Genomic DNA, 17,730 nt, shown 5'->3' with positions numbered 1-17,730 from the left:
CAGAGACGATTTCTGTTGTGAAGAACGCACTACGCCAGAGGTTGAGGCTTTGTCTCAACGGCAATTCCGGGCTCGTTTCGTGATCGCCCTCATTATTTATAGATTAGGCTTCTTAATTCGTGTAGGTAAGCCATCGTGCGGACCGAAAAATTGTGGCGGGTGATCGATCCAGCGGTCTGGCCGGGTGGCGGCATAGGCGCCGTTGAGCGGGTAATAGATGCGGTTTTCCGGTTTGTTCGCCTCGCCCACCACCAAAAGGCGTACTTCACTATCGGTATTATTAATGAAGGTGTGACAGAGGCCAGTACCAGCCGGAAAGCCGACGCTGTCACCCGGTTTTAACGGCCAGAGTTCACCGTTAAGCCAGACGTCCGGAAACCCTTCCAGCACATAAACAAACTCTTCTTCGCTACTCTCGGCGTGTGGGTAAGACGTGCGACGCCCCGGCGGCAGGCGCTCATGATGAATGCCGAGCCGCGTCAGGCCCGTCCGTTTCGCCAGCGGCGCGCCGACAGACATGCGTTCATTGCTGTCGGGATAAGCCGCGTCGTCGCTGCCCTCCACATCCTGCCAGTGACAAATACAATCAGGCCGAGCTTGCATAAACACCTCCAGATAAGTTACCTGAAAGGTATAACACAGCCGGGATGTCGGTGTTTTGGCCGGTTCATGATAAAGTGATGACTTAATCATGATTCATAGAGGATGCCGATGGATACGACGATTTCGCAGGAAGTTCTGGCGCAGGCTGAAAAGCTCTGCCAGCAACGTAATGTGCGCCTGACTCCGCAGCGCCTCGAAGTGCTGCGTTTAATGACGCTACAGCCAGGCGCGATCAGTGCTTATGATCTGCTCGATCTGCTGCGCGCAACCGAACCGCAGGCGAAACCGCCGACCGTCTATCGCGCGCTCGATTTTTTGCTTGAGCAAGGTTTTGTGCATAAGGTGGAGTCCACCAACAGCTACGTGCTGTGTCATCTGTTCGACAACCCGGCGCATACTTCAGCAATGTTTATCTGTGGGCGTTGCGGCGTGGTGAAAGAAGAAGCGGCAGAAGGGGTGGAAGATATTATGCATGCGCTTGCGGCAAAAATGGGCTTTGCGCTGCGCCATAATGTTATCGAAGCACATGGTCTTTGCGCGGCCTGCGCGGAAGTGGAAGCGTGTCGCCATCAGGGGCAATGCGGGCATGACCACAGCATTACAGTGAAAAAGAAAGCGCGTTAAACCAGGCGGGTGGTACATCCTTGTACCGGTGGGCAGGGCAGCCTCAGGGAAATAATACCGTTGAGGTGGTAGCCAGCCGATTACCAGCGGTAATCGTGGCGAGATTCCCAGTCAGTCACTTCCTTGTCGGCTTCATCTTTCGCGTAACCGTAACGTTCCTGGATTTTACCTACCAGCTGGTCACGTTTCCCTTCGATGATAGTCATATCATCGTCGGTTAATTTACCCCATTGTTCTTTCACTTTACCTTTAAACTGTTTCCAGTTACCGCCAGCTTCATCTCTGTTCATAGACGTCTCCTTTAACATTCGGTAGTGAATCAGTCTCACAGGTTTTCCTGTGGGGGCTCAGCCAGAGTTGTCTTCATCATTTGCTGAACGTACTACTTATTTTAGACGTCAATTTTAACCGTGGCGGGATATTCAGAATCTTTAACCATAACGAAGCGCTGACGCGGATAATCTATCGGTTGTCACGTCAGCGTTATCGTAGCGGAAAAGCTCAGTGCAGCAGGCGGCCGCGACGCCATAAATAGCCGAGCGACAGTCCGCGCAGCGCCAGAAAAACGGTGAGCGCCAGCCACAGCCCGTGATTGCCGAGACTGGGCAGCGTCAGCAGCGTGAGGCCAAACCCCAGCGCCGCGACAGCCATACTGTTGCGCATCTCCGCCCCGCGCGTCGCGCCGATAAACATCCCGTCCAGCAGATAACACCAGACGCCGACAACAGGCAGGATCACCTGCCAGAAGAGATAGGGTTGCGCCAGCGCCTGCAGCGAAGGCAGAGAGGTTAACAGCGACACAATCTGCTGCCCCGCGATGGCGTACAGCAACGCAAACGCGAGCGCCACCATTCCAGCCTGTCGGCACGCCGCGCGCCAGACGCTGTGCAGCTGCGATTTATCCTTTGCGCCAAACGCCTGCCCGGCATGGGCTTCCACTGCGTAGGCGAACCCGTCGAGCGCATAGGCAGTGAACGTGAGCAAGGTCATCAGGAGCGCGTTAACGGCAACAATATCGCTGCCGAGCCGCGCGCCGAAAACGGTAACAGACGCAAAACAGAGTTGCAGCAGCAGCGAGCGCAGCATGATATCCCGGTTCAGCGCCAGTAGCCTGCCGATGCCGCCGCGCCAGGCGGTTTTCAGCATCGCGAGCGTAATACCACGCAGGCGCAGCACACGGACTGCCATTATCAGCCCGATGCCAAGCGTCGCGTACTCTGCGATGGCGGTCGCGAACGCTGCGCCCTGCACGTTCAGGCCAAGCCCCATCACGAACCAGAGATCGAGCGCGATATTAAGCAGGTTGCCGACGACGAGCAGAATGACTGGCGCTCTTGCGTACTGCACGCCAAGCAGCCATCCCAGCAAAACCAGGTTCGCCAGCGACGCGGGCGCGCTCAGCCAGCGAATCTCCAGAAATCGTCGTGCCTGCGTCAGCACGGCGTCGCTACCGCCTGTGATATGTAGCGCCAGAGCAATCAGCGGCTCGCGTAGCGCGATAATCAGCGTACCTGCGAGAAGCGCCAGCGCCATTGGCTGCACCAGCGCGCGGGCCAGCGCCGCCGGATCGCGCGCGCCGAACGCCTGTGCGGTAAGGCCGGTGGTGCTCATGCGCAAAAAGAGCAGCAGCATAAAGAGAAAACTGGTGGCGGTCGCGCCGACCGCGACGCCGCCCAGATAAATGGGGCTGTCGAGATGGCCGATTACCGCGGTATCCACCAGCCCGAGCAAGGGCACAGTGATATTGGAGAATATCATTGGCAGCGCGAGGCGCCAGAGGGCTTTGTCGGTAGAGGTCAGAAAAGGCATATGGCGTTCCGATGCCGTTACGCGAAGAAAACCGTGTATAAAATTAGCGGAGCAGGAGAGTCATTACCGTAACCGGGGCGGGCCAGTTACGGTAATGAAGCGTTACGAAGCCGGGAAAGCTGTCAGAGCCACTCGCCGTTGCGAATAACGCCGACCGCCAGGCCTTCGATAGAGAAGTTGTGCTCGCGCAGATCGACAACGATAGGTTTGAACTCGTTATTTTCTGGCAGCAGCTCAACGACATTGCCCTGTTTTTTCAGGCGCTTTACCGTTACTTCATCGTCAATGCGCGCCACAACGACCTGGCCGTTGCGCACATCCTGCGTTTTATGAACTGCTAACAGATCGCCGTCCATAATTCCGATATCTTTCATCGACATCCCGCTTACGCGCAGCAGGAAATCCGCATTCGGCTTAAACAGGCCCGGGTCAACCTGATAGTGGCCTTCGATATGCTGCTGCGCCAGCAGCGGCTCGCCCGCCGCGACACGCCCCACCAGCGGCAGACCGTTTTCTTCTTCCTGCAGCAGACGAATACCGCGCGACGCGCCGGAAACAATCTCAAGCACCCCTTTGCGCGCCAGCGCTTTAAGATGCTCTTCCGCCGCGTTAGGCGAACGGAAACCCAGACGTTGCGCAATCTCCGCGCGCGTAGGCGGCATGCCGGTCTGGCTGATGTGATCCCGAATGAGATCAAACACCTCTTGTTGCCTGGTAGTTAATGCTTTCATTCCGCCCCCTGGGTGCATATACAGTGATGCTGTGAGTATATACAGCTAAAGGCGATTTTAAAACCATAACCGGTTAAAAAAGCGCTTCTTTAGCAATTTCTGGAAAACTTATCGCAAATGCTGCCAGAGCAGCGTGACCCACACGACCAGCGCGAGGATAATCGACAGCAGTACCGCGGCGGACCCCATGTCCTTGGCGCGCCCCGAAAGTTCATGAAATTCAGGGCCAATGCGATCCACCACCGCTTCGATGGCGCTGTTAAGGATCTCAACGATCATCACCAGCATAACGGAGCTAATGAGGAACAAACGGGTCATCAGGTCGACGTCCAGCCAGCAAGCGATAATAATTGCTGCAATAACGGCGACCGCCTCCTGGCGAAACGCAGCTTCATTTTTCCAGGCAGCGCGCAATCCCTTCCAGGAATAGCCTGCTGCTTTAATAATTCGGGTTAACCCCGTGGTGTTATTGGCCATGACAAGAAACCTTTTTTAAATTCAGGCGTCAATGCTAATGCGCTTCGATAAAGAAGCACCACAGAAATTCTACGGAGTTTCTGATATTCTTGCGCCGCAATTGCATTATTAACCAGAGGCTTTACATCGTTTATGTCCGGTTGGCCACGAATTTACTACAAATTACTTAATTTACCATTAAGCGTGCTGGTAAAAAGCAAGTCCATCCCGGCGGCACCCTGCCCCGAACTTGGGCTCGATACTTCACGCCCCATCATGTATGTGCTGCCGTATAACTCGAAGGCGGATCTCCTGACGCTGCGTGCCCAGTGCCTGGCGCACGATCTGCCAGATCCTCTGGAGCCGCTGGTTATCGACGGCACTGAACTGCCGCGCTATGTGTTTATCCACGGCGGCCCCCGCGTGTTCACTTATTACACGCCGAAAGAAGAGTCGATCAAGCTGTTCCACAACTATCTCGACCTGCACCGCAGCAACCCGGATCTCGACGTTCAGATGGTGCCGGTCTCTGTGATGTTTGGCCGTGCGCCGGGCCGTGAAAAAGGCGTGGAAAACCCGCCGCTGCGCATGCTGAACGGCATCCAGAAATTCTTCGCGGTCTCCTGGCTTGGTCGCGACAGCTTTGTCCGTTTCTCGCCCCCCGTGTCGCTGCGTCGCATGGCGACGGAGCACGGCACCGACAAGCGTATCGCCCAGAAACTGGCCCGCGTGGCGCGTATGCATTTCGCGCGCCAGCGCCTCGCCGCCGTCGGCCCGCGCCTGCCGGCGCGCCAGGATCTCTTTAACAAGCTGCTCTCTTCAAAAGCCATCGCCCGCGCGGTGGAAGATGAAGCGCGTACTAAAAAAATCTCGCATGAGAAAGCCCAGCAGAATGCCGTCGCGTTGATGGAAGAGATTGCCGCGGACTTCTCCTACGAAGCCATTCGTATTACCGATCGCGTTCTGGGCTTTACCTGGAACCGTCTGTATCAGGGTATCAACGTCCATAACGCCGAGCGCGTGCGTCAGCTGGCGCATGATGGTCATGAGATTGTTTATGTGCCCTGCCACCGCAGCCACATGGATTATCTGCTGCTCTCTTATGTGCTTTATCACCAGGGGCTGGTGCCGCCGCACATCGCTGCGGGCATCAACCTGAATTTCTGGCCAGCCGGGCCGATTTTCCGCCGGCTGGGCGCTTTCTTTATTCGCCGCACCTTTAAAGGCAACAAGCTCTATTCGACGGTGTTTCGTGAATATCTGGGCGAGCTTTTCAGCCGCGGCTATTCGGTAGAGTATTTTGTGGAGGGCGGACGTTCGCGCACCGGCCGTCTGCTTGACCCGAAAACCGGCACGCTCTCCATGACTATCCAGGCGATGCTGCGCGGCGGCACGCGTCCAATTACGCTGGTGCCGATTTATATCGGCTATGAACACGTGATGGAAGTGGGCACTTACGCCAAAGAGTTGCGTGGCGCCACCAAAGAAAAAGAGAGCCTGCTGCAGATGCTGCGCGGCCTGAGCAAGCTGCGTAATTTAGGCCAGGGTTACGTGAATTTCGGCGAACCGCTGCCGCTTATCACCTTCCTTAACCAGCATGTGCCGGAGTGGCGCGACGCCATCGACCCGATCGAAGCGGTGCGTCCGGCATGGCTGACGCCGACAGTGAATGAAATTGCCGCCCAACTGATGGTGCGCATCAACAACGCAGGCGCAGCTAACGCCATGAACCTTTGCTGCACCGCGCTGCTGGCGTCGCGTCAGCGCTCGTTAACTCGCGAGCAACTGACCGAACAGCTGGAGTGCTATCTGAGCCTGCTGCGCAACGTGCCGTACGCGCCAGACGCCACGGTGCCGGACGCCACGGCGACGCAGCTCATCGAGCACGCTCTGCAGATGAACAAGTTCGAGGTCGAGAAAGACACTATCGGCGATATCATCATCCTGCCGCGCGAGCAGGCGGTGCTGATGACTTATTATCGCAATAACATCATGCACATGCTGGTGCTGCCTTCGCTTATCGCCGCCATCGTGACGCAGCACCGCCGTGTCAGCCGCGAGGCAGTTCAACAGCAGGTTGAACTGCTGTTCCCTATGCTCAAGGCAGAGCTGTTCCTGCGCTGGGAAAAAGAAGAAGTGGCGGCAGTTGTCGATGCGCTGATTAACGAAATGGCGCAGCAGGGGCTTATCCTGGCCGATGATGTCTGGTTACAGGTTAACCCGGCGCGCTCCCGCACGTTGCAGTTGCTGGCGGCGGGCGTTCGCGAAACGCTGCAACGCTACGCGATCACCTTCTGGCTGCTGAGCGCCAATCCGTCTATCAACCGCGGCACGCTGGAAAAAGAGAGTCGTACCGTGGCGCAGCGTCTCTCCGTGCTGCACGGCATCAACGCGCCGGAATTCTTCGACAAAGCGGTATTCTCAACGCTGGTGCTGACGCTTCGTGACGAAGGTTATATCAGCGATACCGGGGATGCCGAACCCGCAGAGACCATGAAGGTATACCAGATGCTGGCGGAGCTGATGACGTCTGACGTCAGGTTGACTATCGAGAGTGCGGCCGCACTAGCGGGCGAGTGATACGTTCTGGCAAATGAGAGCAAAAAGGCGGGGAAACCCGCCCTTTTTTAAAACTTTAAATAACTTAGCGCCAGGCCGATAAACACCAACAGCCCCACATAGTTATTATTTAAAAACGCGCGGAAGCAGGCGTCCCGATCGCGGTCAGCGATGATTTTCTGCTGCCAGATAAACAGCGCGCCCGCGCCAGCCAGCCCGGCATAAAAAAACGCGCCCAGGCCGTTCAGCCAGCCGACGGCACCCAGTAGCGCCAGCACGGCAACCTGCAAAAGCCCGATAATCAGTTTATCGTGACGCCCAAAGAGGATGGCCGTTGATTTCACGCCGATTTTCACATCGTCGTCGCGATCGACCATCGCATATTCCGTATCGTACGCTACCGCCCAACAGATATTGGCGAAAAACATCAGCCAGCAGCTTAACGGCAGCGACTCGCTTACCGCGCAAAACGCCATTGGAATCGACCAGCCAAACGCCGCGCCCAGCACCACCTGAGGCAGGTGCGTATAGCGCTTCATAAACGGGTACATCCAGGCCAGCGCCAGCGCCGCAACCGAGAGCAGAATGGTTTTCACATTCAGCGTCAGTACCAGCAGAAATGACAGCAGTACAAGGATCACGAACAGGTTGCGCGCCTCTTTCTCCGTCACCGCGCCGCTCGGTAAAGGCCGGTGCGCCGTGCGCTTCACATGACCATCGAATTTACGGTCAGCATAATCGTTGACGACGCAGCCTGCCGCGCGCATCAGCCAGACACCCGCGACAAATACCGCGAGGATCCACAGCGGCGGTACGCCGGGGGCCGCCACCCAGAGCGCCCACAGCGTCGGCCAGAGCAGCAGTAACGCGCCGATCGGCTTATCGGTGCGCATCAGGCGGTGATAGGCGAGCAGCTTATCCTGCGTCAGGCTCCACTCCATTATTTTTCCTCTCCGTACAAGGGTGATGCGGGTAAAAACAGTTCGGTCAACAGCAGCGGCTTGCCGGATAACCGTAGCAGGGAGCGTCGTCCCCAGAGTTCGTCGCTGCGGCCCGGCTGGATAAAGTCGCGCGTCAGGGTCGATGACGTGAAGAGATAACGGCCAAGCGGCGTGGTGCCAAGCTGCTGCAACGCCAGTTCCGGCCCACACAGTGTAGACTCCGGCACCAGCGTGCGCCCGACCAGCCACGGTACGCCGTCGCCGCACAGCAGGATTTCCCGCAGCCAGTAGCGCGGCTCATGAGGTAAAAACTCACCATCTTCCGCGAGCGCCTCAGGGCCGACAAATCCTTCAAACAGCATCTCCACCGTCACCCGCTCACAAAAGCCTTCAAAGCGGCGGGTCATGGAGTCTTCCAGCATCAGCCAGTCCAGCAGGGCGCTATCAAGCGTGCTGGTATCGTCAAAAAAGGACAACGCGCGCAGTTGTCTCAGCGCGGGATGGGACATGCGTGACTCTCCGGGGCCAAAAGTGCACGTATTGTAACGCAGAACCAGCAAAACGGGGGCGGGGAAACAAGGAGTACGAACAAAAGCGCAACATGGGTGCAACAGAACGGCATGCTGCGTCGGGAAAAAAGGTGCGCGAACGCGCACCAGGTGTTGCAAACATCAGCAGCGCGGGGCGACTGTCACCCCTTGCCTTTTACGCTACTGATAAAAGTCTGGCGAGCCGTGGTGGAGCCCAGGCGCTCGGCTTCATTCAGCAGTTTCAGGGCCTTATCGACATCCCCTTTGGCGACCGCCTGTTTAATGGCGCGGTTGAAATACGCCTCGGTGTCGTTCAGCACCGGCTCGCTCTTCGCCACAGGCGCGGGCGCGGCACCCGGTGCCGGTGCCGGAGCCGGAGCGGCAGGCGCTGGCGCTGGTGCGCTATAAGCGGAGGCAGGCGCTGCAGTATTGCCTACCGTGACAGGCGACGGGCCGGAGGAGCCAAACAGCGGGCCGACCAATACGCTGGATGCGGAGTTAGTGCTTACTTTCAGTTTAAGTCTTCCGTCAGGCGTATGACGAGCCACCGGATCGGCGATATCCGGCACGGCGTTACCTACCCCTTTGGCATAGGCTTTCGCCGGGTTGGTCATGGTCGTGGTCTTTTGCAAATCCTGCGGCGTGGTGAAGACCAACAGGTACAGCTTCTGCTGCCCGAGCGCTGGCGTCAGCTTAAGGACACCTTCCAGGCGGTCTTCGGAAACCACGCCCGGCTCCTGATAGGTGAAGTAGCTGCTCGGGAAGTACGCGGCAGGCGTTAAGTTCTGATCCAGCACCAGCACGTTGGGTGCGTAAATGCCGGTCTGTTTGTTCGCAAGGCTGGTGAGCGTGATGGTCAGCTCGCCGATGTTCGCCGGCACGCTGTACGCCGCGACTTTGCCGGTAATGCCCGGCACGTTGAGGGTCTGGCCGGTGGCGGCGAGATCGGTCGTCTGGGTTTGCGACTGCGCGACAGGCGTCCAGGTCAGGCGCTGTAACTCACCGGCCGGGATAGCGGGCGCAGCGGAGGTGTTTTGCGGCACGATATTCACATCAGCAAAGCTGACGGCAGGCGCGCCCGCGAGCAGCGCTGTGCTTAAGCATAATGCGACGAGACGTTTTTTCATTTTTATGACCTCGAATAGAAAGGGAAACGGTAGCCAGGCAATAGCGCGTTTCCCGAAAATCGGTACTTTCAATGAGGGGTCAGAGGGGCTTTCGCCCCCCTTGTTACTACGATAACGCGTGATTACCACCAGATTTCCATCTGAGCGCCGAAGCTCCACTCATCACTGTCGCCGCGGCTGCTGTTACCGAACTGGGTGAAAGTGCCTGTCTTAACAGCTTCAGAGGTGGTGTTGTTGTCAGAGTTTTTCACATAACCCCAATTCTCATCCCACTTGGCGTAGGTTGCGAAGACGCGGATAGCCGGGCGAGACCAGATGCTGTCGCCAGCCTGCCACTGTTGCGCCAGGGTGATTTTGTACTGGTTGTTGGTTTCGTCAACCTGCTGAGACTTCACGTTGTCGTAGCCGACTTCCAGCAGGGTGCTCATGATTGGCGTCCACTTGTACATCGGACGAACACCCACGGTCCACCAGGTGTTGCCGCGATTGTTGTCGCGGTCGGTGTCCTGATACATGGCCACATACATCATGTCCCAACGATCGCCCATAGAAATGGAGCCGTGGTCAAGAATACGGATCAGGCTGCCGTCGTTATCTACTTCACCGCCGCGAGCCTGGCCTTTACCCTGAGAAGTCATGGAGTCCGTCGCGTACTGAACGACAAATTTGTTAAAGCCAGTGCCGATAGTCTGCGTATGTTCAGCAGTGAACATCCAGCCATCTTTAGAAGCACCCGGGCGCAGATAGTAGTCATCCGGAATGTTGGTATGGCCGTAATCAACCCCTAACTCCAGAACGCCGTTCGGGTTGGTTTCGATGCCAGACCAGCGAACATCAAACACATCATTTGGCACGTCGTTGTTGTAAGTACGTACCCCATTAGCATCACGGTCTGCAAAGCCTGAAGAACCGCCCTGTTCGCTTGAACGGGTCGCCGCCAGAGCAAGTTTACCTACGCCGACATCAATATTTTCGATACCTGCGCCCGGACCAGAGATATCCCAGTAGTAGAAGTCGATCATGTGAACGTCATGACGTTGGTAGAAACGCTTACCTGCCCAGATATTGGCGCCCGGCAGCGAGTCAATCAGGTTTTTACCAACAACGTTAAATTCGCGAACCGCTGGCGTATCCGTATTTTCAAAGTCGTTTAACTGATTGGTTCTGTAACCAATGTTGGAGTCGAAGTAGAAGCTCTTGTCACTTTCCTTCCACACTTCCTGACCTAATTTAATTTCCGCATAGGTTTCACACTCATTACCCAGACGGTATTTAGAACCTGCCCCCGTTGCCTGGAAGCACTGCTGTTCGCCACCACTACCGGTCCAGCCGATGCCGGAACGGGCATAACCTTTGAAGTCCACCGCAGAGGCCTGCGCGGCGAAGATACCCGCCATGACGGCCACAGCCAGAGGGAGTTTACGCAGAGTTATCATCATTCTATCTCCTGAGATCTTTTGCTTTTCTTTGTAATCGGGGGCGCTTAAACGCCCGGCTCTTTATGCAACCGACGACAGGCGGTGCCATCTTCCCGAAAAAGATGGCAACGCTCCGGCGGCAAGCCGATAGCGAATGTGGCGCCCTCTTCTACCAGCACGACGTCATTCTGGCGGTAGACCAGGTTCTGACGCAGAGCAGGGATTTGGATGTGAATCTGAGTTTCATGACCTAACTGCTCGACCACCTGCACTTCGCCTTCGAGGGTAACGTCGGCGATATCGCTCGGCAGGAGGTGTTCCGGACGGATGCCAAGAGACATATTGGCGCCCACCTGAACCTGGGCACTCTCTACCGGCAGCCAGACCAGCTGGCGGTTCGGCAGCTCCACCTGCACCTGATCGATGGCGGTGGCGGTGACTTTCACCGGCAGGAAGTTCATCTTCGGCGAGCCAATAAAGCCCGCGACGAAGCGATCTGCCGGGTAGTGATAAAGTTCCAGCGGCTTGCCCACCTGGGCGACGCGGCCTGCGTCCAGCACCACGATTTTGTCGGCGAGCGTCATCGCTTCGACCTGATCGTGGGTGACGTAAATCATGGTGCGCTTAAGGCGCTTATGAAGACGGGAGATCTCAATACGCATCTGCACGCGCAGCGCGGCGTCGAGGTTAGACAGCGGCTCATCAAGCAGAAATACTGACGGCTCCGCCACCAGCGTACGGCCAATCGCCACGCGCTGACGCTGCCCGCCTGAGAGGGCTTTCGGGCGGCGATCCAGCAGGTGCGCCAGCTGCAGCACTTCCGCCACCTGCGTGACGCGCTGGTTGATAGCCTCTTTGCGGGCGCCCGCCAGCTTCAGGCCAAAGGACATGTTTTCGGCGACCGACAGGTGCGGATAGAGCGCGTAAGACTGAAACACCATCCCCACGCCGCGCTCGGCGGGCGGCACGTCGTTCATACGCTTGCCGCCGATATGCAAATCGCCGCTGGTGATGGTCTCAAGCCCGGCAATCATACGCAGCAGCGTCGATTTACCGCAGCCCGACGGCCCGACAAACACCACAAACTCGCCTTCGGTAATGTCGAGATTGATATCCTTCGACACCACCACCTCGCCCCAGGCTTTTGTTACGTTGCGAAGCTGAACGCCTGCCATTCCCTTCTCCCTTGTCTACTTCACCCGCCTCTCGCGGGAAAACCACGTTGACGGCACTATGCGCCCTGCGCGAGGCCGGGCCATCCTCCACCCCCGCCTTTTTTATGGGGGAGGAGACGGGAGGATGAGGGGCTGGCGGCTGTCCCGCCGTCAGGCGGCCCGTGGCGATTTTCGTGATGCGGACGGCAAAAAACGCAGCGGTTTTCTGTGCGCCAGGCCACAGAAATTCCACTTATGTAACCCAGATCACATTACGAAGCGGTGGGGCGTAGAGAAAAGGAGGATGAGAAGCGCTTGTCAGATGCCCAGACTGGTACAGGTAAAGCCAATACGTGTATCCACGCGCAAACCACTAAAAGGATAGGAGTTATGAAAATTAAAAGCGGCGTACGCCTCCTCGCCCTCTCCGCGCTGACGACGGCGCTCTTTTCTGCCTCTGCTCTGGCCAAAATCGAAGAAGGTAAGCTGGTTATCTGGATCAACGGCGATAAAGGCTATAACGGCCTGGCCGAAGTAGGTAAAAAGTTTGAACAGGACACCGGCATTAAAGTCACCGTTGAACATCCGGACAAGCTGGAAGAGAAGTACCCGCAGGTGGCCGCGACGGGCGATGGCCCGGATATTATCTTCTGGGCTCATGACCGTTTTGGTGGTTACGCGCAGTCTGGCCTGCTGGCGGAAGTCACGCCGGAGAAAGCCTTCCAGGACAAACTCTATCCTTTCACCTGGGACGCGGTGCGCTTTAACGGCAAAATTATCGCCTACCCGGTGGCCGTGGAATCCCTCTCGCTGATTTACAACAAAGACCTGGTGCCGAACCCGCCGAAGACCTGGGAAGAGATCCCGAAACTGGATAAAGAGCTGAAGGCGAAAGGCAAGAGCGCGCTGATGTTCAACCTCCAGGAACCGTACTTCACATGGCCGATTATCGCCGCTGATGGCGGTTACGCCTTTAAATTTGAAAACGGCAAATATGACGTGAAAAACGTCGGCGTAGACAGCGCGGGCGCGAAAGCAGGTCTCGGCTTCCTGGTTGACCTTATCAAAAACAAACACATGAACGCCGACACCGATTACTCCATCGCGGAAGGGGCATTCAACAAAGGCGACACCGCCATGACCATTAACGGTCCGTGGGCGTGGGCAAACATCGACAAGAGCAAGGTGAATTACGGCGTAGCGCCGCTGCCGACCTTCAAAGGCAAACCGTCTAAACCGTTCGTGGGCGTGCTGAGTGCGGGTATCAACGCCGCCAGCCCGAACAAAGAGCTGGCGAAAGAGTTCCTGGAAAACTACCTGCTGACCGATCAGGGTCTGGAAGCGGTCAATAAAGACAAACCGCTGGGCGCCGTCGCGCTTAAATCCTACCAGGAGAAACTGGAGAAAGATCCGCGTATCGCCGCGACAATGGCGAACGCGAAAACCGGTGAAATTATGCCGAACGTGCCGCAGATGTCCGCGTTCTGGTACGCCGTACGTACTGCGGTGATCAACGCCGTTACCGGTCGCCAGACCGTTGACGAAGCGCTGAAAGACGCGCAGGGCCGTATCGCCAAATAATCGGTAGTGGATAACGGCGGGTAGCGCTTTGTTTACCCGCCCGACAACACCCTTCACAGACAGGTACGGTGGGTAAGCAAAGCGCCACCCACCACGTCATGTAACGCGTTATATCGTGGCACGGCCACAACTATGTTTTCACCGTTGTTGAGGAAGATCCCCATGGATGTCATTAAAAAGAAACACTGGTGGCAAAGCGACGCGCTGAAATGGTCGGCGACAGGTCTGCTGGGCTTACTGGTGGGTTACCTTGTCGTTTTAATGTACGCACAGGGGGAGTACCTGTTCGCCATCATGACGCTGATTTTAAGCTCGGTTGGCCTCTATATTTTCGCCAATCGCCGCGCCTACGCGTGGCGTTATGTCTATCCGGGCCTTGCGGGCATGGGCCTGTTCGTGCTCTTTCCGCTCGCCTGCACCATCGCCATCGCCTTTACCAACTACAGCAGCACTAACCAGCTCACCCAGGAGCGCGCGCGTCAGGTGCTGATGGACCGTAAATATCAGGCGGGCGAGAGCTATACCTTCGGCCTGTATCCTGTCGGTGAGCAGTGGCGTCTGGCGCTGACCGACGCCGGCGACAAATACTTTGTCTCTGAACCGTTTAAATTTGGCGGCGAGCAGAAACTGAAACTTACCGCCGCGCCAGCCCTGCCGGAAGGCGAGCGCGCGACGCTGCGCGTCATCACCCAGAACCGTCAGGCGCTGAATCAGATAACCGCAGAACTGCCGGATGCCAGCCAGCTTGTCATGAGCTCGCTGCGCCAGTTCTCCGGCACGCGTCCGCTCTACACGCTCGCCGATGACGGCACGCTTACGAATAATCAGAGCGGCGTGAAATATCGCCCGAATAACGATATCGGCTTTTATCAGGCCATCACTGCCGACGGCCAGTGGGGTGATGAAAAACTCAGCCCCGGTTACACCGTTTCCATCGGCTGGGATAACTTTTTGCGTGTTTTCGCCGATGATGGCATCCAGAAACCCTTTATGGCCATCTTCGTCTGGACCGTCGTCTTCTCGGTGCTGACCGTCGTGCTGACCGTCGCGGTCGGCATGGTGCTGGCGTGTCTTGTCCAGTGGGAGTCGCTCAAGGGCAAAGCCATCTATCGCGTGCTGCTGATCCTGCCTTATGCGGTGCCCTCGTTTATCTCGATCCTGATTTTCAAAGGGTTGTTCAACCAGAGTTTCGGTGAGATCAACATGATGCTGAGCGCGCTGTTCGGCATCAAACCGGCCTGGTTTACCGACCCGACCACCGCGCGCGCCATGATAATCATCGTCAACACCTGGCTTGGCTATCCGTACATGATGATCCTTTGCATGGGGCTTTTGAAGGCGATTCCGGACGATCTCTATGAGGCCTCGGCGATGGACGGCGCAGGCCCGTTCCAGAACTTCTTCAAAATTACGTTCCCGCTGCTCATCAAGCCGCTGACGCCGCTGATGATCGCAAGCTTCGCGTTTAACTTTAATAACTTCGTGCTGATCCTGCTCTTGACCAACGGCGGCCCCGACCGTATCGGCACCACAACGCCTGCGGGCTACACCGACCTGCTGGTGAGCTACACCTGGCGTATCGCCTTTGAAGGCGGCGGCGGACAGGACTTCGGCCTCGCAGCGGCAATTGCCACGCTGATCTTTCTGCTGGTCGGCGCGCTGGCGGTGGTGAACCTCAAAGCCACGCGCATTAAGTTTGATTAAGGAGACTTCACATGGCTATGGTTCAACCGAAATCGCAAAAGCTGCGCCTGCTGGCTACGCATCTGCTGCTGCTGGCGTTTATCGCCGCCATTATGTTTCCGTTGTTGATGGTCGTCGCGATTTCGCTGCGCCCCGGCAACTTTGCCACCGGTAGCCTTATTCCGGATCAGATCTCCTGGGAACACTGGCGCCTCGCGCTCGGGTTTAGTGTGGAACACGCCGACGGACGCGTAACGCCGCCCCCGTTCCCGGTCCTGTTATGGCTTTGGAACTCGGTGAAGATCGCCGCGATTACCGCAGCAGGCATCGTGGCGCTCTCCACCACCTGCGCCTACGCCTTCGCCCGTATGCGTTTCCCGGGTAAAGGCGCGCTGCTGAAAGGCATGTTGATTTTCCAGATGTTCCCGGCGGTGCTGTCGCTGGTGGCGCTCTACGCGCTGTTTGACCGTCTCGGCCAGTACATTCCGTTTATCGGCCTTAATACCCACGGCGGCGTGATCTTCGCTTATCTGGGCGGCATCGCGCTGCATGTCTGGACGATCAAAGGCTATTTCGAAACCATCGACGGCTCGCTGGAAGAAGCCGCGGCGCTTGACGGCGCGACGCCGTGGCAGGCGTTCCGGCTGGTGCTGCTGCCGCTCTCGGTGCCCATTCTGGCGGTGGTGTTTATTCTGTCGTTTATCGGCGCGATTACCGAAGTGCCGGTCGCCTCGCTGCTGCTGCGCGATGTGGACAGCTACACCCTGGCGGTGGGCATGCAGCAATATCTCAACCCGCAAAACTACCTGTGGGGCGATTTCGCGGCGGCGGCCGTGCTCTCGGCCATCCCGATTACCGTGGTCTTCCTGCTGGCGCAGCGCTGGCTGGTGAGCGGCCTGACGGCGGGCGGCGTGAAAGGCTAACCCTCTTCATCGTTATTTTTTGCCACTGCAGTGCCATTGTATCCCTGACTTGATGTTTATTCGGCGGCCCACGGGCCGCCTTTTTTATTGTCGCCGCATGCGCGCCGCCACGACGCGAAAAGCGTGACGGCGTCTATACTCAAGGGTTCAGGTTTTGCAGCGCCCGACGGGGCTGCGCATTGTTAACGGTCGCGTTAACGCTTACTTACGACAGGGAAAGAAGATGAAAATAGCCTGCCTGCATACGGCGCAAAGTAACGTCGCGGTTTTTGATGAGGCCGCCCGCTCGCTGGATCTTCCGCAAGACGCTTTAACTCACGAGGTCATGCCCCACCTGCTTGAACAGGCGCAAACCGCGGGCGGCGTGACGCCAGAAATCGAAAAAGAGACCATCGCCGCGCTGGCGCAGCTGCGTACCGATGCGGATGTGGTTCTGCTTACCTGCTCGACGCTCGGCTCCGCCGCCGATTTTCTCGGCCAGGATCCGGGCATTATGCGCGTGGATCGCGCGCTGGCGCAGGCGGCATCCACTGCCGGAAAGCCCGTGGTCGTGCTGTGCGCGGCCCCGACCACGCTTCACCCGACCGCAGCGCTGTTTCGCGCCACGCTATCGCCCACCACCCCGCTGGCCGTAGAGATTATCCCCGAGGCCTGGGCGTTGTTTCAGAGCGGCCAGCATGACGCCTTTCACCAGCGCGTCGCCGAAGCGGCGCAGCAGGCGTTCGCGCGCGGCGCAGGCTGTGTGGCGCTGGCTCAGGCGTCAATGGCGGGTGCCGAACGTTACTTCAGTCACCCAAAACTGCTGACCAGCCCGCGCGCCGCGCTGGCGCAGATTGTCGCTCGTCTTGAGCGGGACCGCGCGTGATGTTCGGGAATACGCCGAAAATGCGCGAGGCGCGCGTAAGCGATGTGGTTGTCGGGCGCGACGTGGTGATTTATCAGCCTGCCAACCTCTATGGCTGCGAGCTGGGCGACGAGGTATTTGTCGGCCCGTTTGTGGAGATCCAGCGCCACTCACGGGTAGGGCGCGGCACGCGGGTGCAGTCGCATACGTTCATCTGCGAGTATGTGACCATCGGCGAGGCGTGTTTTATCGGCCACGGAGTGATGTTCGCCAACGATATGTTCCGCGACGGTAAGCCAGACCCGGACCGCGCCAACTGGGCGCGGATAACGATTGGCGATAACGTATCGATTGGCAGCGGCGCGACCATACTGGCGGTATCGATTTGCGACGGCGCGGTAGTCGGCGCAGGCAGCGTGGTGACGAAGCCGATTACCGAAAAAGGCGTTTATGCCGGGAATCCGGCGCGATTGTTACGGCTGTTGTGAAGATTTCGCCAGACGCGGTGTGCCCTTCTCCCATTCAGAGAGAGGGGACATCATTGCGGTAGAGGGCATGGCGGTCATGGCGGTGGAGGGCATGGCTCTGGCGACGGGCGTGCTTCGCTTAACCGCCTGACGGGCCTCCTGTGGAATATAGGGCAGGTAAGCGCAGCGCTTACCCACCCTACCCTCACGACCTGCCCGTTATCCCGGTCCTTTCGATCACCTTATCCTTCCGCCATTGCGGTCACCCTGCGTCCACGCG

The 17,730-nt window shown here is 57.7% G+C and carries 18 protein-coding genes; 7 read left to right on the top strand and 11 right to left on the bottom strand.

Translation table 11 applies throughout. From position 1 onward, the window contains the following. Positions 1-96: 96 nt before the first annotated feature. Positions 97-603 carry a cupin domain-containing protein gene (locus BJP61_RS03390; RefSeq protein WP_038867345.1) on the bottom strand — a complete coding sequence of 169 codons (507 nt, stop codon included), beginning with the start codon at positions 601-603 and terminating at the stop codon, positions 97-99. A 108-nt stretch (positions 604-711) separates the two neighbouring features. Here BJP61_RS03390 and zur point away from each other — a divergent pair, with 108 nt between their 5' ends. Next, positions 712-1,227 (top strand): zinc uptake transcriptional repressor Zur, encoded by a 516-nt coding sequence (gene zur / locus BJP61_RS03385; protein WP_038867342.1) that lies wholly within the window; start codon positions 712-714, stop codon positions 1,225-1,227. Between the two features lie 80 nt (positions 1,228-1,307). Here zur and BJP61_RS03380 read toward each other — a convergent pair whose 3' ends face one another. The 4 genes from BJP61_RS03380 to BJP61_RS03365 form a co-directional block, all read right to left on the bottom strand. Beyond that, on the bottom strand, positions 1,308-1,517 hold the full coding sequence (locus BJP61_RS03380) for a CsbD family protein (protein ID WP_004388591.1): 210 nt from the start codon (positions 1,515-1,517) through the stop codon (positions 1,308-1,310). Positions 1,518-1,728: 211 nt separating this feature from the next. After that, entirely contained in the window at positions 1,729-3,036 is a 1,308-nt protein-coding gene (gene dinF / locus BJP61_RS03375) for an MATE family efflux transporter DinF (protein WP_171997824.1), read from the bottom strand. A gap of 122 nt (positions 3,037-3,158) precedes the next feature. After that, positions 3,159-3,767 carry a transcriptional repressor LexA gene (lexA, locus tag BJP61_RS03370; RefSeq protein ID WP_038867337.1) on the bottom strand — a complete coding sequence of 203 codons (609 nt, stop codon included), beginning with the start codon at positions 3,765-3,767 and terminating at the stop codon, positions 3,159-3,161. A 108-nt stretch (positions 3,768-3,875) separates the two neighbouring features. After that, positions 3,876-4,244, bottom strand: coding sequence for a diacylglycerol kinase (locus tag BJP61_RS03365; RefSeq protein WP_161579045.1), 369 nt, complete (start codon positions 4,242-4,244; stop codon positions 3,876-3,878). 132 nt (positions 4,245-4,376) lie between these two features. On the opposite strand from BJP61_RS03365, the gene plsB reads away from it, so the two are divergent. Beyond that, entirely contained in the window at positions 4,377-6,803 is a 2,427-nt protein-coding gene (plsB, locus tag BJP61_RS03360; RefSeq protein WP_075192303.1) for a glycerol-3-phosphate 1-O-acyltransferase PlsB, read from the top strand. Between the two features lie 47 nt (positions 6,804-6,850). Here the strand turns inward: plsB and ubiA are convergent, their stop codons facing one another. From ubiA to malK, 5 genes are all read right to left on the bottom strand, one after another. Next, a complete protein-coding gene (gene ubiA / locus BJP61_RS03355; protein ID WP_038867330.1) occupies positions 6,851-7,723 on the bottom strand; it encodes a 4-hydroxybenzoate octaprenyltransferase in 873 nt (290 codons plus the stop codon). Further along, positions 7,723-8,232 carry a chorismate lyase gene (gene ubiC, locus BJP61_RS03350; protein WP_075192302.1) on the bottom strand — a complete coding sequence of 170 codons (510 nt, stop codon included), beginning with the start codon at positions 8,230-8,232 and terminating at the stop codon, positions 7,723-7,725. Before ubiC ends, ubiA begins: the two co-directional genes overlap by 1 nt. A gap of 182 nt (positions 8,233-8,414) precedes the next feature. Further along, positions 8,415-9,380 (bottom strand): maltose operon protein MalM, encoded by a 966-nt coding sequence (malM, locus tag BJP61_RS03345; protein ID WP_171997823.1) that lies wholly within the window; start codon positions 9,378-9,380, stop codon positions 8,415-8,417. A 122-nt stretch (positions 9,381-9,502) separates the two neighbouring features. Further along, a complete protein-coding gene (locus BJP61_RS03340) occupies positions 9,503-10,819 on the bottom strand; it encodes a maltoporin (RefSeq protein ID WP_161579043.1) in 1,317 nt (438 codons plus the stop codon). 44 nt (positions 10,820-10,863) lie between these two features. After that, entirely contained in the window at positions 10,864-11,973 is a 1,110-nt protein-coding gene (gene malK / locus BJP61_RS03335; RefSeq protein ID WP_007667583.1) for a maltose/maltodextrin ABC transporter ATP-binding protein MalK, read from the bottom strand. Positions 11,974-12,342: 369 nt separating this feature from the next. On the opposite strand from malK, the gene malE reads away from it, so the two are divergent. From malE to BJP61_RS03310, 5 genes are all read left to right on the top strand, one after another. Continuing rightward, on the top strand, positions 12,343-13,533 hold the full coding sequence (gene malE, locus BJP61_RS03330) for a maltose/maltodextrin ABC transporter substrate-binding protein MalE (RefSeq protein WP_038867325.1): 1,191 nt from the start codon (positions 12,343-12,345) through the stop codon (positions 13,531-13,533). A 162-nt stretch (positions 13,534-13,695) separates the two neighbouring features. Then, positions 13,696-15,237: a maltose ABC transporter permease MalF gene (malF, locus tag BJP61_RS03325; RefSeq protein WP_161579042.1), complete on the top strand. Its 1,542-nt coding sequence runs from the start codon at positions 13,696-13,698 to the stop codon at positions 15,235-15,237. Positions 15,238-15,248: 11 nt separating this feature from the next. After that, the gene (gene malG, locus BJP61_RS03320; RefSeq protein ID WP_038867311.1) at positions 15,249-16,139 is read left to right on the top strand and encodes a maltose ABC transporter permease MalG; all 891 of its coding nucleotides are present in this window, start codon (positions 15,249-15,251) and stop codon (positions 16,137-16,139) included. 223 nt (positions 16,140-16,362) lie between these two features. Beyond that, positions 16,363-17,004, top strand: coding sequence for a glutamate racemase (locus tag BJP61_RS03315; protein WP_171997822.1), 642 nt, complete (start codon positions 16,363-16,365; stop codon positions 17,002-17,004). After that, positions 17,004-17,471 carry an acyltransferase gene (locus tag BJP61_RS03310; protein WP_171999235.1) on the top strand — a complete coding sequence of 156 codons (468 nt, stop codon included), beginning with the start codon at positions 17,004-17,006 and terminating at the stop codon, positions 17,469-17,471. The genes BJP61_RS03315 and BJP61_RS03310 overlap by 1 nt, the downstream gene beginning before the upstream one ends. Here the strand turns inward: BJP61_RS03310 and BJP61_RS03305 are convergent. Next, entirely contained in the window at positions 17,457-17,648 is a 192-nt protein-coding gene (locus tag BJP61_RS03305) for a hypothetical protein (protein ID WP_171997821.1), read from the bottom strand. The genes BJP61_RS03310 and BJP61_RS03305 overlap by 15 nt on opposite strands. Positions 17,649-17,730 lie beyond the last annotated feature (82 nt).

It is taken from the genome of Cronobacter sp. JZ38, assembly GCF_008932145.1.
GTDB lineage: Bacteria > Pseudomonadota > Gammaproteobacteria > Enterobacterales > Enterobacteriaceae > Cronobacter > Cronobacter muytjensii.
This window is presented reverse-complemented; position numbering and strand designations above follow the sequence as displayed.

Excerpts from the sequence above, each read along its gene's own strand:
- plsB (WP_075192303.1), top strand. The coding sequence starts at position 4,377 with ATGTCCGGTTGGCCACGAATTTACTACAAATTACTTAATTTACCATTA.
- BJP61_RS03310 (WP_171999235.1), top strand. The coding sequence starts at position 17,004 with ATGTTCGGGAATACGCCGAAAATGCGCGAGGCGCGCGTAAGCGATGTG.
- BJP61_RS03390 (WP_038867345.1), bottom strand. The coding sequence starts at position 603 with ATGCAAGCTCGGCCTGATTGTATTTGTCACTGGCAGGATGTGGAGGGC.
- malG (WP_038867311.1), top strand. The coding sequence starts at position 15,249 with ATGGCTATGGTTCAACCGAAATCGCAAAAGCTGCGCCTGCTGGCTACG.
- BJP61_RS03340 (WP_161579043.1), bottom strand. The coding sequence starts at position 10,819 with ATGATGATAACTCTGCGTAAACTCCCTCTGGCTGTGGCCGTCATGGCG.
- dinF (WP_171997824.1), bottom strand. The coding sequence starts at position 3,036 with ATGCCTTTTCTGACCTCTACCGACAAAGCCCTCTGGCGCCTCGCGCTG.
- malK (WP_007667583.1), bottom strand. The coding sequence starts at position 11,973 with ATGGCAGGCGTTCAGCTTCGCAACGTAACAAAAGCCTGGGGCGAGGTG.
- malF (WP_161579042.1), top strand. The coding sequence starts at position 13,696 with ATGGATGTCATTAAAAAGAAACACTGGTGGCAAAGCGACGCGCTGAAA.
- malE (WP_038867325.1), top strand. The coding sequence starts at position 12,343 with ATGAAAATTAAAAGCGGCGTACGCCTCCTCGCCCTCTCCGCGCTGACG.
- BJP61_RS03315 (WP_171997822.1), top strand. The coding sequence starts at position 16,363 with ATGAAAATAGCCTGCCTGCATACGGCGCAAAGTAACGTCGCGGTTTTT.
- zur (WP_038867342.1), top strand. The coding sequence starts at position 712 with ATGGATACGACGATTTCGCAGGAAGTTCTGGCGCAGGCTGAAAAGCTC.
- ubiA (WP_038867330.1), bottom strand. The coding sequence starts at position 7,723 with ATGGAGTGGAGCCTGACGCAGGATAAGCTGCTCGCCTATCACCGCCTG.
- lexA (WP_038867337.1), bottom strand. The coding sequence starts at position 3,767 with ATGAAAGCATTAACTACCAGGCAACAAGAGGTGTTTGATCTCATTCGG.
- malM (WP_171997823.1), bottom strand. The coding sequence starts at position 9,380 with ATGAAAAAACGTCTCGTCGCATTATGCTTAAGCACAGCGCTGCTCGCG.
- ubiC (WP_075192302.1), bottom strand. The coding sequence starts at position 8,232 with ATGTCCCATCCCGCGCTGAGACAACTGCGCGCGTTGTCCTTTTTTGAC.
- BJP61_RS03365 (WP_161579045.1), bottom strand. The coding sequence starts at position 4,244 with ATGGCCAATAACACCACGGGGTTAACCCGAATTATTAAAGCAGCAGGC.
- BJP61_RS03380 (WP_004388591.1), bottom strand. The coding sequence starts at position 1,517 with ATGAACAGAGATGAAGCTGGCGGTAACTGGAAACAGTTTAAAGGTAAA.